This window comes from Lepagella muris (assembly GCF_004793975.1).
Classification (GTDB): Bacteria; Bacteroidota; Bacteroidia; order Bacteroidales; family Muribaculaceae; genus Lepagella; species Lepagella muris.
This window is the reverse complement of the sequence record NZ_SRYB01000007.1, coordinates 1-14,295: the sequence shown is the minus strand read 5'-3', so window position 1 is coordinate 14,295 and position 14,295 is coordinate 1. Positions and strand designations below refer to the sequence as shown.

The 14,295-nt window shown below is 50.8% G+C and carries 6 protein-coding genes; 4 read left to right on the top strand and 2 right to left on the bottom strand.

What is annotated here, in order from left to right; genetic code table 11:
- Position 1: 1 nt before the first annotated feature.
- Positions 2–3,046, bottom strand: a complete 3,045-nt coding sequence (locus tag E5331_RS06315) for a SusC/RagA family TonB-linked outer membrane protein (protein ID WP_135984120.1) — start codon at positions 3,044–3,046, stop codon at positions 2–4.
- 29 nt (positions 3,047–3,075) lie between these two features.
- On the bottom strand, positions 3,076–5,529 hold the full coding sequence (locus tag E5331_RS06310) for a glycoside hydrolase family 127 protein (protein WP_275441111.1): 2,454 nt from the start codon (positions 5,527–5,529) through the stop codon (positions 3,076–3,078).
- Between the two features lie 219 nt (positions 5,530–5,748).
- Between E5331_RS06310 and E5331_RS06305 the strand changes: the two genes are divergently transcribed.
- The 4 genes from E5331_RS06305 (at position 5,749) to E5331_RS20645 (ending at position 14,166) form a co-directional block, all read left to right on the top strand.
- Positions 5,749–7,734 (top strand): glycoside hydrolase family 97 protein, encoded by a 1,986-nt coding sequence (locus E5331_RS06305; protein WP_135984118.1) that lies wholly within the window; start codon positions 5,749–5,751, stop codon positions 7,732–7,734.
- 138 nt (positions 7,735–7,872) lie between these two features.
- Entirely contained in the window at positions 7,873–10,269 is a 2,397-nt protein-coding gene (locus E5331_RS06300) for a family 43 glycosylhydrolase (protein ID WP_135984116.1), read from the top strand.
- A 116-nt stretch (positions 10,270–10,385) separates the two neighbouring features.
- Positions 10,386–12,800, top strand: a complete 2,415-nt coding sequence (locus tag E5331_RS06295; RefSeq protein ID WP_123483661.1) for a glycoside hydrolase family 127 protein — start codon at positions 10,386–10,388, stop codon at positions 12,798–12,800.
- A 328-nt stretch (positions 12,801–13,128) separates the two neighbouring features.
- Positions 13,129–14,166 (top strand): PD-(D/E)XK nuclease family transposase, encoded by a 1,038-nt coding sequence (locus tag E5331_RS20645; RefSeq protein WP_123483660.1) that lies wholly within the window; start codon positions 13,129–13,131, stop codon positions 14,164–14,166.
- Positions 14,167–14,295 lie beyond the last annotated feature (129 nt).

Below are 14,295 nucleotides of genomic sequence, written 5' to 3'. Positions count from 1 at the left end.
TTTAGAAGGTTGCCTGAAGACCTACTGTAAATGAACGTGTCGTAGGATAATTATCGCGCCATTCAATACCGGAAGAACCGGCATCGGCATTCTGAAGCTCCGGATCAAGACCCTTGTAGCCTGTGATGGTGAAAAGGTTCTCTGCCGAGAAATAGATTCTCAAACCCTCGATCCATTTGTTTGACTTGAAAGGCACATTATAGCCCAATGTGAGGTTGGTGAGTTTCAAGAAATCGCCATTCTCAAGATAGTAGCTTACGAATGTCTGCTTCTGATTTCCTGCAAGTGTGTTCTCACCTCCGTAAGGAGCATCAAGCACAGACTGCAGGCGGTTATAGTTGACTGAATTATTCTCATAGTAAGCGCGTGCCTCATTGAGAATCTTGAACCCGAACTGACCGGTGAACTGCATCGAGAGGTCAAACTGCTTATAGTGGAAAGTATTACCCCAACCGAGATAAAGTTTCGGGAGAGAGTTGCCAAGATCCTGTTTCCAATCCGGATCCGGAAGCATCGCATCAGTCAACTCCGCCACTTCCCTTGTAGTCGGGTTCTCCACCAACCATAGTCCATTATCACTCACCCCTACGGATTTGATACCGAAATAACGGTCAACTGCCTTTCCAACCTCCATACGGTGAGATGCCTGAGAGATAGGCTCGCCAAGATATGCCGTCTCATGCTCGTTGGCAGTCTCGTAAAGGTCATTGGAGAGCGATATCAGTTTATTGGAGTTATGAGAAAGTGTCAGGGTTGTATTCCATTCGAAATCTTTTGTAGTGACAGGAATCGCCTTCAACATAAGCTCGACACCCCAGTTGCGCATCTTGCCTACATTCGCCAACGTCCAAGGATAACGGTTCGGGGGAACCGGAACGTCATACTGCCATAGCATATCCCTGGTCTCTTTATTATAGAAATCAAAACTACCACCGAAACGACCGTTGAACATCTCCCAGTCAAGACCAACGTTCAACTCTCCGGAAGTCTCCCATTTCAAATCCGGGTTCGGATTGGAGGCAATCTGCATACCCTGGATCCATTTCCCGTTATTATAGAAATACATTCCAGAACCATTTTCATACTTTCCGAAAAGATAGCGAGTAAGAGACTGGTACGAATCTCCCGGTATGACACCGGTCACACCATAACCTGCACGCAGCTTGAACATATTCCACCATTCAGCTACAGGAAGCTTGCCCCAGAATTCCTCATTCATGATATTCCAACCTGCTGATACGGATGGGAAGCTACCCCATTTGTGATTGGCACCGAACTTAGATGATCCTTCACGACGAATGGATACAAGTATGTTATAACGGTTATCAAAACCGTAGCTGATACGACCGAAGAAGCCGATGAGCTTGTTATCATTCTTATAGCTGCCCATAGAGGCCTTACCATTCTTCAACTCCTGACCGATTCCAATGTTGTTCCACTTGAACGTATCGTTATTAAAGTCTGCATTCCAAGCACTGAAACCCTCGTTCATATTCTTTTGCCAGCTATAGCCGACGAGTACGTCCAGACGGTGCTTGTCAGCAAGTGTGGTACGATAATTCGAGGTAACCTCCAAGAGGTCGGTCTTCGTATATCCATAACTATGACCAGCATCACCTGCCTTGCCATCAAGACGATGCGATTGATAGTTGGATGATTTAAAATCAGCACTATGATAGTTGCTCCTATTGGTAGAAAGAAGCACTTTCGTCTGCCATCCTTTGATAGGCTCCACCGTTATGTCGCCGGTCATTCGGCTCCATTCGCTCTTACCGTCGCCATCGCGCTCCTGAATGAGTCCTACCGGGTTGTAGTAGTAGGTGATACCGAAGTTTTCGTATGGAAGTCCATCAGCGTCATATATAGGCTCGGTTGGGTTGCGCATGATTGCCTGACGGTAAATCTCGCTGCCCGCATCAAGACCGTTATCCTTATGATATGCCTTCAAAAGACCAAGGTGAAGTTTGATCATGTCGTTGAAAAACCACTGCGACACATCGAAATTCATCTTCATCTCCTCATTGAAGGTAGTAAGGATGACACCCTCCGCCTTTTTATATGAGAAGTTGCCGGAATAAGTGGTACTCTTTGAACCGCCGCTGATCTGCACGTCATGGTTATGAGTGAATGCTGTGCGCGTGATTGCATCAAGCCAATCAGTGTCATAACCACGGTCGGAATAGTTGGTAAGTCCCTGACGGATCTGATCCGCGGTCATGAATTTATGTTTCTTGGCAAGCGTTGCCCAAGAGCCGTATCCGGAATAACTTACCGTTGCACTACTCTCACGTGTGCCGGCTTTAGTAGTGATAAGGATCACACCGTTTGCACCACGCGTACCATAGATAGCCGCTGCAGATGCATCCTTCAATACGTCTATTGACGCGATATTCTCCGGGGCAACAGTGCCTAAATTTCCCTCAACGCCATCAATAAGGACAAGTGGGCTTGAACTGCCCATAAGGGAGATGACACCACGCAGACGTATGGTAGACTCGGCGTTCGGGTCGCCCGAACCTTTCGCGATTGTAAGACCTGCCACCTTACCTTTCACAAGTTCGGCAGCATCTCCGATTGCACCCACCGTGAAGTCTTCGGCTTTCACGGATGCCACGGCTGAAGTGACGTCGCCTTTCTTCTGAGTGCCGTAGCCGATGACTACCACGTCGTTGAGCACCTGTGAGTCGGCGGCAAGGACGATGTTGCCGAGGTTGGCTTTCCCTGCCTGCACCTTGATGGTGATGGTCTGATAGCCTACGTAAGAGATCTGCAGTTCCTGACCGGGAGCCGCCTTTACTGTGAATCTGCCTTCTATGTCGGTGGCAGCACCTGTTGACGAACCTTTCACGAGTACAGTCGCGCCGATAAGGGGTTCACCCTCCGAATCGACAACAACACCTGTGACGGGTCCCGCTTCGGCAGGCGCGACGGCCTGCAAAGGTTCCGCATACGCAGCCGGGATGCAGCATGTGCCACCCAGCAATGCGAACGCCGCAATCTTCAGCACTCTTGCGCTGAGAATAGGTGAGATTGTTCGCGGTTTCATAAGATGTTAAGGTATTTAATTAATATTTGTTAGTTTACTTTCCATTCGATGACGCCGCCGCTCTTGCCGTCGCGCAACTTCGCCGAGACCTTCAGGTCGGTGGTCGTCACCGGTTCGAATGATACGTGGTTATACTTGTCTTTCTCCACGCCGTAGGTGTCGGCGGTCTTCACCGGTGCCCAACGGTTGTCGGGGGTGCGGTAATAGAGTTGCCAGCTCTCCGGCGTCTCATAGTCGCCGTCGTAGTGGTTGAATGCCAACCAGTAGACATCGACAGAACTTACCTCCTTCGGCTCGTTGAATCGGTAGCACACATTCTCCGTTGTGCCCTGACGTAGCCACCAGTAATGGTATGGCTTCGAGGTGTCGGCACTGCTCTTCGGCTCCCACTGATCGTTGTATCCCCACGCCCAGTTGAGGTTGGAGGTGGCGGCGGGCGCGTCGGAGGTCAGCTCTGTAGGCTCGGAATACATCTGTGCACCGCTTGCCAACGACGGCTCCGGCTTTGCCACGGCATACGTTGCCTGGGTCGGCATCCACACCGCCATCTGGTCGGCACCACGGTTATTCCATGTGCAGTAGGGTATCGCGGTGAGGGTCACATCCTCCAGCTTATTGTCGGCAAGGAGTTTCTTACCCGTCACGGAGAGCGTCATCACGCCGTTGAGAAGTTGAGGCTCGAATTTCTCGGCAAACTTCACATCAGTCGGGATATACTTGTCGAGCACGAGGCTATCCTTCTGGTCCTGACCCTCGAAGCAGTACATGAGCGGTCCGCGCTGAATGGCAAGTTTACCCTTGTCGTCATCCACGTTGTCGTTAGCTTTAACACGCTTCACGTCCATCGGGAGAGTAAGCTCCACCTTGTCACCCTTCTTCCATACGCGCTTCACGGTGGCATATCCGTCGCCTGTCATGGCATTCACCTTCTCGCCGTTCACCTTCAGCTCATATTTAGCTGAGGGTTTCTCCACGTAGGAATAGAGGTCGGTTGGCACCGGAGCATCCTGTGCCCATCCCGGTATGCGGAGACGCAACGCGAACTCACCCTCAGTCTCCGGATCCACGTCCATGCTGACGGCACCGTTCCAAGGGAAGTCGGTGGTCTGACGCAGCTTCACGCTGTTGCCGTCGGTCTTTATGTCGGCGGTAGACTGTATGTAGAGGTTGACGAGAACGTCATCACCCTGAGTGGCATACATATACTGTGGCACGCTCGCCATGAAGCGGGTCACATTACCCGGGCAGCAGGCGCACCCGAACCAAGGCTGACGCTCATGCTGACCCATGCTCTCGAGCGGATTGTCGTAGAAGAACTTGTCGCCGGAGAGGGATACGCCGGAGGGCACGCCGTTGTAGAGGGCGCGCTCGTAGACGTCGGCATACTTGGCATCGCCGGTGGCGAGGAACATGCGGTAGTTCCAGTAGACGTTGGCGATTGATGCGCAGGTCTCGCAATATGCAGTGTGGTTTTTAAGCTCGTAGTTCGGACCGAAACCCTCACCCTGTGCGCGGCTTCCGATGCCGCCGGTGATGTAGAGTTTCTTGCTTGCCATATTATCCCAGATACGGGTCAGGGCATTGAAATATGCGGAGTCGTTGGTGAGCGATGCAACGTCGGCAACTCCGGAATAGAGATAGCCGGCACGCACAGCATGACCCACTATCTCCTCCTGCTCAAGGATGGGCTGATGATCCTGCGAATAGGGGCTGGGCTTGCGTCCGTTGGAGAGGCGTCCTGTCTCCTCCACGAAATATTTAGCCTCGTCGAGATATTTCTTGTCACCGGTCACCTTATATAGTTTGGCAAGTGCCATCTCGATGATGGGATGTCCGGAGGGGTATTGTATCTGTCCCTCACCATAGCCGAAGGTCTTGCAGACGAGATCGGCATTCTTTATAGCCACGTCGAGGAGCGAACGTTTCCCGGTGGCGAGGTAATGCGCCACGGCAGCCTCGTAGAGATGGCCGCTGTTGTAGAGTTCGTGGCTGTTGATCTTCTCCCAGCGGTGGGTGCCCCACCATCCGGAGAGACGTGTGCATTTATTGGTGACGCACGTGGTCAGATAGCCGTCAGGTTCCTGCGCGGCAGCTATAAGGTTAATCACGCTGTCGAGATAATTGTCGAGCTGCTTGTCATATTCCACAGCGAGGGAATATGATGCGCCCTCTATGATCTTATAGGGGTCGGTGTCGTCAAATGAGAAGTCGCCGCGATGCTCCCCTTTCTTCAGACCGCCTGCAATTGCAAAATTATCAAAGCGTCCGTTCTTCTCACATTCATTAAAGGCAGAGGGGATCGATACCTTACGGTTGGTCTCTATACGTGGTGCCCAGAAACTATCGTCAATGTGCACCTGAGTGAAGGCTACCTCCTTTACGGGCGCATCCGGACGCTCGTAGGCTTCCGCGCCTGTGCATGCGGTGAAGCCCACCAGTGCCGCGCATCCCGGAAGTAGCATTGTGAATAGGTTAAGTCTCATGGTGTGGTCAAACGATTAAAACGTTAAAAAATCTGTCGCAAAGTTAATATCCATTCAATCGAAAACGGCAACACAATCGTCCAATATTATGATACAATCGTCCAAAACAACTGAAAAATAGTATTTTTGTACGATTTTATTATTCGTTTGTACGGATTTTGCATGAAACTCCAATTCTTTGAATTATCTTTGCATTGTGAAAATTTGTTACCCTTTATCATGAAACAGGAACTCATCATAACATCAGCAATCGCGGCTCTCCTCGCCACGTCGGCAGTAAGCGCGACAGCGAAGAACGCCACTCTCCTCTCCCCTTCCGGCAACATCTCCGTAGCGGTGGAGGATGCCCCCGACGGCAACCTCACTTTCTCTATATCCGCCAACGGCGAGAAACTGCTCCTCCCCTCGCAGATAGCGATGGACTTTGAAGGGGGCAAAAAGGCAAGGAAGATAAAATCCACATCTATTAAAAAGGATATAAAGGAGAGTTTCGACGCTCCCTTCTACCGCAACCCGCATTTCACCACGCAGTGCAACGAACTGACGGTGCGCCTCACCGACGGGAACAGCGTGACGTTCCGCGCCTACGACGACGGGGTGGCTTACCGCTTCTCGACCGACGGCAAGACGGGGAATGTGGTGACGGATGAAAAGGCATTATATAATGTGGCGGGCAACCCCACCATCTATCTCCCTCACTCCACCAATGAGAAGGCTCCGGAGGCTATGGCGTTCCAGAATTTCTACACCGTCACACCGATCAGTAGCGCGTCGCCTCTGCTCGCGTTCCTCCCAACGACTCTCGACTATGGCGACGGGCTGAAGATGACCATTCTTGAATCTGACCTCGAAAGCTACCCCGGAATGTTTGTGGAGGCTGACTCCACATCCCGTTCGCTGAAGGGGGTCTTCGCAAAATACCCCTCCTCAACCGATTTCTACCCCTGGAGGAAACAGGAGTACGTCACCGGACGTGAGAACTATATCGCCAAGATCTCAGGCAAACGCAATTTCCCCTGGAGGATATTTGCCGTGACTACCGACGACCGACAGATGCCGGTGAATAACCTCGTGTATGCCCTCGCATCACCGTCGCGCGTGGCTGACACGAGCTGGATAAAGCCTGGTATGGCGGCATGGGAATGGTGGAACGACTGGGGTCTGCGCGGAGTGCCGTTCAAGGCTGGTATAAATAATGAAACCTACCGCTATTTCATCGACTTTGCAGCCGATAACGGGATAGAGTATGTGGTGCTTGATGAAGGTTGGTACGTGCCGAAAAGCGGCGATATGCTGACGACGATACCGGAGATCGACCTTCCTGCGCTCGTGAAGTATGCCGACAAGAAGGGTGTGGGGCTATGGCTCTGGACTGTCTTCAACGTGCTCGACACACAGTTGGAGGAGGCGTGCAAGAAATACAGCGACCTCGGCATAAAGGGGTTTAAGGTGGATTTCCTCGACCGCGACGACCAGACAGCCGTGGATATGACCTACCGCATAGCCGATGCCACTGCCCGGCATAACCTTATGCTCGACCTCCACGGATTCTATAAGCCGACAGGATTGAACCGCACGTATCCCAACGTGGTGAATTTTGAGAGCGTCTTCGGCATGGAGGAGATGAAATGGAGCCCGACATCGGTGGATATGCCGGAGTATGACGTGACATTCCCCTACATACGCATGATGTGCGGACCGGTGGATTTCACACCCGGCGCGATGCGCAATGCCTCAAAAAAGGATTGGAAGGCTGTCTACTATAATCCTGAGAGCCAAGGTACCCGCGCACATCAGGTGGCAAACTACATCGTGCAGGACTCCCCTTTCACGATGCTTGCAGACTCCCCCTCCAACTATCTCGACAATCAGGAATGTACAGATTTCATAACAGCCATACCCACCGTCTTTGATGAAACCTCAATAATGGATGGAAAAATGGGTGAATATATCGTGACCTTAAGGAAGAAAGATAATAGTTGGTTCATAGGAGGACAGACGGATTGGAATCCACGGGACTATACCGTAGATTTTGCGTTTCTCCCATCGGGGAAAGATTTCAAGGTTACGATTCTTAAAGATGGCGTAAACGCAACGAAGCAGGCACAGGATTATGAGCTGGAGACTCTGACGGTCAATTCCGGCACCAAGAAGACGATCCACATGGCTCCCGGCGGCGGCTTCGCAATCCGTCTGATTCCTTAGACGACTCATCCCCCCTGTCCTCTAAGGGGGGGGAAGTTTAAATATCAATCTAATAATTTAACCCTATACAAATTCTACCATATTTACCCTCTTTATAATCCCCCATATCGGGGGTTAGGGGGGCGCTATACCTCTATCATGAAACATCTCCTATCTATATCTCTGCTTCTCGCGTCGATGTCGGCTGCTGCAGATGTGGCTTTCGACGCACCCGGCGCACTCAACCCAATCATTCCTGGGTATTTCGCCGACCCAACCATAAAGAAATTCGGCGACACATATTATGTGTATGCCACGACCGACGGGAGCGGTGCCGGATTCGGTCCCGCCCAGCTCTGGCAGAGCAAGGATCTCCAGAACTGGACGCTTATGCCGATGAACTGGCCCGACAGCCATTGGATATGGGCTCCCGATGTGATGCAGAATGCCAACGACGGGAAATATTACTACGTGTATTGCCAGCCATGCAAGATACACGTAGGCGTCGGCGACACTCCACGCGGTCCCTGGAAGAATATCCTCGGTGAGAGCGAGGCGGTGCTCGTGCCCGACCGTTTCGTGAAGAATGCCATCACACTCGACGGTCAGACATTCGTGGATGACGACGGCTCAATCTATATGTATTGGGGCACGTGGGGCATATACGACGGTTTCGGATGCGGTGCCGGCAAACTGACTCCCGACATGAAGGGGTTTACTGAAACAAGACTCATCCCCAACACCGAGGCTACCGATTTCTTTGAGGCACCCTTCGTGCTTAAGAGGAACGGAAAGTATTATTTCATGTATTCCTCCGGCTCATGTCATGACCACACCTACCGTGTGCAGTATGCCACAAGCGACAAGCCGCTCGGTCCCTACAAATATCAGGGGTGCATCCTTGAGACGAATACTGACGGCACAATACATGGTCCGGGGCATCACAGCGTGCTCCAGGAGGGTAATGACTACTATATAGTCTATCACCGCCACGACAATCCTCATTCCAACCGTGGTTTCCATCGCCAGATATGTATCGACAAACTTGAATTTGACAAGAAAGGTAGGATTCGCCCCGTCAACGCCTCTCATGCCGGGGTAAGTTTCCCCACCAAATCCTCTGTGACATCAAGAAACCTTGCCGCAGGGAAAAGCGTAAGGGCATCCTCCTTCTATGATGAGAATTTCAAGCCGGAATATGCCGTAGACGACAACAACGGCACACTCTGGCGTCCTGCCGGTATGGGTCAGGAATGGATCGAGATTGACCTCGGCAAGAGCGAACCCATAAGGACGATATGGACGCAGTGGGAATATGGCACCCAGTTCTATCAGTATCTTATCGAGACATCAGACAACGGCAAGGACTGGACTGTGTTTGCCGATAAGCGCGACAACCGTCTGGCAGGGAGCCCGATGGTGGATTTCGGTGATACCCGTGCACGCTACATCCGCATCACTTCCACCGGTGGCGAGAAACGCGGCTTTAATGGTGCACTGTGGAACGTGAAAGTGTTCGACGGCATTGAAGACAGCGCACCGCAGCAATGGATCGGGCTGAACGGTATGGACTGGAACGGCACGGAATGGAGGAACAATCTCGGACAACTCGGCGGCTCATTCCGTCTCTTGCAGGGGCACGTGGAGTCGAAGAGAATTGACGGGCATGACGCCATTGTGCTCTCCCCCGGCACTAAGCTCGTGTATGAAAGCGCATTAATCGACCCGAAAAAACCGCATACACTTTCCGCCCTGTCATTCGACGGGAAGGAGTGGAGGGCGGCTGACCTCGGCAAATGTATATCTGACGGCAGACTGACGATAGAAAGCGGTCAGTCACCCCTGACTCTCACTAACCTTCGCTATTACAATTGGGAGCTTACCGACAGTGAGAAACGATTTGACTCCACAAATCCGTTGAGACGTAATCCCGTGGCAGAGCGGCAGAATTTAGGCACTGTCGTGGAGATAAACGCCGATGCGTTCAATCCCGGCGACACAGTGGGCTACATACCTAACACCGCCCTGACCGGAGGTTATTTCGAGGCTGTCGAGAAGCCCGCTATAGTGGAGGAGATCAAGGGGAAGAAGGCGTTCCGATTCGACGGCGACACGTTCTTCCGCTCCTCCTTCCCACTACCCGCCACGATACGCGACAACACCCCATACACACTTGAAGCCGTCATCCTCAATCCGGAGATAGCGGAGAATGAGTGTTATGCAGACTTCACCTCCTCTCACGATGAGCTGGAGAAAATCATGGGAGTGAACGGCACTGAACCTCGCTGCGGAATGATGAATCATTACGGCTGGTATGAGGATGCCGGATGGCAAGACGTGAAGGATCTTGCCGGAGAATGGCAAACCATCCGAGTATGTTTCGACGGACGCATCGAGAGGGTCTACATCAACGGCAAGCTGGTAAGCGAGAAGGATATTCAGCTACTCGTGAAACCATCACAGTTTGTCACACTCGGACGCAATGCGGAGAATGAATGGCCCTTCACCGGCTACATCCATTCGCTCCGACTCTCCGACGAGATAATGGATAATTGAGAATGGAAAATTGAAAATTTAAAATGGAGAATTTATCGTTAATATTTGACTTTAAATTCTAAATTCTAAATTTTCAACTCTAAATTTTAAATTCTAAATTCCTAACACATATACACATGAAAAAATTACTCACCGCCACCCTGATAGCCTCCCTTGCTATCCCGGCTATGGCTAAATCGGATAAGAAAGCCTCCCATCATGGCTATCCGATTGATCCGGTGCCCTTCACCTCTGTGAAAGTCACCGATGATTTCTGGGGACAACGCCTGAAGGCGAGTCGCGAAGTGACAATACCCCTCGCTTTCAGTAAATGCGAGGAGACAGGACGATACACTAATTTCGTCAACGCAGCCCATCCGAGCGATACGATACACGTAGGTGGTCTCGCTTTTGACGATACCGACGTCTACAAGACTATCGAGGGCGCAAGCTATCTTCTCCAGACTTATCCCGACAAGAAACTGGAGAACTATATAGACAGTGTGCTCGTAATTGTGGCTGCCGCTCAGGAACCCGACGGCTATCTCTACACATCGCGCACTATGAACCCGAAACATCCTCACGAATGGGCAGGCTCGAAGCGTTGGGAGATGGTGGAGGACCTCAGCCATGAGTTCTACAACCTCGGACACATGGTGGAGGGTGCGATAGCCCACTATCAAGCTACGGGGAAACGGAATTTCCTTGAGATCGCAATAAAATATGCCGACTGCGTATGCCGCGAGATCGGCGACGGTCCGGGTCAGGTGGCACGCGTGCCGGGGCATCAGATCGCGGAGATGGCTCTTGCAAAGCTCTATCTCGTCACCGGCGACAAGAAATATCTCGACCAGGCCAAATATTTCCTCGACAAACGCGGCTATACATCCCGCACAGATGAATACAGCCAGGCTCACAAGCCGGTGGTCGAGCAGGATGAGGCTGTCGGTCACGCAGTGCGTGCAGCCTACATGTATGCCGGCATGGCTGACGTGGCAGCCCTCACAGGCGACTCCGCATATATCAAGGCTATAGACCGCATCTGGGATAATATCGTAGGGAAGAAATATTATATCACCGGCGGTATCGGCGCAACAAGCAACGGTGAGGCTTTCGGCAAGAATTATGAGCTACCCAACATGTCGGCTTATTGCGAGACTTGTGCCGCAATCGGCAATGTCTACGTGAACCACCGTCTCTTCCTTCTCCACGGCGATTCAAAATATTACGATGTGGTGGAGCGCACTCTCTATAATGGTCTTATCTCCGGCGTGGCTCTTGACGGGGGTGGCTTCTTCTACCCCAACCCACTCGAAAGCATGGGTCAGCACCAGCGTCAGCCATGGTTCGGATGTGCATGCTGCCCCTCCAACATCGCACGTTTCATCCCGTCGCTTCCAGGCTACGTCTATGCGGTCAACGGGGATGATGTCTACGTCAACCTCTTCATGTCGAACACCGGAAACCTTAAAGTCAATGGTAAGGACGTGGTGATAAGCCAGCAGACAAATTATCCTTGGAACGGCAACATTGCTTTCACCGTAGACAAGAATAAGGCAGGCAACTTCGACCTGAAACTCCGTATTCCGAGATGGGTACAGAACCGCCCCGTGCCGAGCGACCTCTACAAATATAGCGACGGCAAACGTCTCGGCTATACTGTGACTGTCAATGGCAAACCTGCCGATGGCACTCTGACAGCCGACGGATATTACTCGATTGCCCGCAATTGGAAGAAGGGTGACAAGGTGGAGCTTCATCTCGACATGGAGCCGCGCACCGTGAAAGCAGACAACCGTGTGGAGGCTGACCGTGGCAGAATTGCTGTGGAGAGAGGTCCTATTGTATATTGCGCCGAATGGCCTGACAATGACTTTGACGTGCTCAGCATATTCGTAAATCAGAAACCGCAGTTCACCGTCACTGAGAAGCCTGAACTTCTTGAAGGTATCGTGACTCTCACGACCGACGGACAGGTGCTCAGCTACGACGACAAGGGTCGTCTCGCAGCAAAGGATGTGAAACTGAACCTCATCCCCTACTACGCATGGTGTCATCGCGGAAGCGGCAACATGGCAGTGTGGCTACCGCAGGAGTTGAGCGCATCGCGTCCGGTAATGCCTCCGACACTCGCATCTCAGAGCAAGGTAACGGCTTCGCAGAAGATGGGTTCTCTTTCCTCACTCAACGACCGACTCGTACCGAAGGATGAGAACGACCGTTCGGTACCATACACTCACTGGTGGCCTAAACAGGGCACTACTGAATGGATTGCCTACGAACTACCGAAAGAGGAGACCGTGCAGAGTGCAACTGTCTATTGGTATGACGATGGACCGTGGGGTGGATGCCGCGTGCCGAAGTCATGGAAGATATACTACAAGGATGGCTCAGGCAACTGGCAACCTGTCACCGGAGCTGACAAGTACGGCACAGTCAAAGGAGCCGCAAACACGGTCAACTTTGACCCGGTTAAGACAAAAGCCATGAAACTTGAAGTGGTTCTCCCGGACGATAACTCCGCCGGCATATTCGAGTGGCAACTCGACTGATCTGACAACCGGTAAATAACGAATCACAACTGATATCATACCATCTACAATATGTCATGAGCGACTTGGGAACAGAATCAAAGTTCTAAGTCGCTCATGACATTTCTTTCTACATATCAACTACTTCCTCATTGACCATCCCCACATCTCACACCTTTCATTCATCATATCTCAAAACTGTAACCTAATTTGATGTCAAGCAAAATAAGACCCCATTCCATATTTTCATTAAAATATACCATCGATTTTCAACTTACGGATATTGAATATTATACAAAATATTAGTATCTTTGCAGATGAAGTTGTTTATGCTTTAATATATTGACGTATGGCTAAGTATATTGATCCGTTTACTGACACGGGCTTTAAGATAGTGTTCGGTCTTAATAATGTCTCAAACGAGATTCTGAAATATTTCCTCAACGCCCTCTTTGAGGGTCAACCGGACTTTGAGGAGATTGTCAGCGTGCGTTATCTCAACAATGAGAACGTGCGTGAATGGATAGAGGGGAAGACCATTGTCTACGACGTGTATTGCGAGACGTCACATGGGCATCGTTTCATTGTCGAGATGCAGAAAAACCCACAGGAGAATTTCCTTAGTCGTGCAATATACTATGTCGCTCGGTCAATCGCATATCAAGGCTATAAGGGGAGATTTTCCGACAAAAATGATTCTGTAGCAGGCAACGAGAATAATGACAACGACAAAAAATATTGGAACTATGAGCTTATTCCGGTAGTGGGAGTGTTCTTCTCCAATTTCTATATACATGGTCTTGAGCATAAACTCGTCACACATGGCAGGCTCTGCGATACCGACAACAACAAACCTATCGGCAACGCAATGCGTTATGCTTTTATACAACTTCCGGCGTTTACAATCAATGATGAGAAGGAATGTCGGACAGATTTTGAGAAATGGATTTTTGCACTTAAAAACATGAGAACTATGAATACAATGCCCTTTACCTCCCATCAGGAAATATTTCAGCGACTCGCCTCTGTGAGTAACTTAGCCACGTTAAGTCCTGAACAGCGTTATCAGTATGAATATGACCTCAAGAAAGCACGAGACTATCATGCAGAGATGTCATACGCACGAAAGCATGCCAGAGAAGAGGGACTTGCCGAAGGGCGCGCAGAGGGGCGCGCAGAGGGGCGTGTCGAAGGACTTGCCGAAGGACGTGCGGAAGGACGTGCGGAAGGACGTGCAGAGGGTCGTGCGGAAGGACGTGCTGAAGGACGTGCTGAAGGATTGTATATTGTCGCAAAGAATATGCTGGATGCCGGTTATACACTACAACAGATTTCATCCATGACAAATCTCTCTGAAAAAGAAATATCTAAACTTTTGAAAAAATAAACAGGAAATATCGGCATCTTCCAAATGAAGTGTATGAATATGGGGTCTCAGACTCCATCCCTTTCCCTATTTTGTAGGGTGTTCAGTTTGACGTTCCGAAAAACGGCATCCAGAACACCGGATTTTACA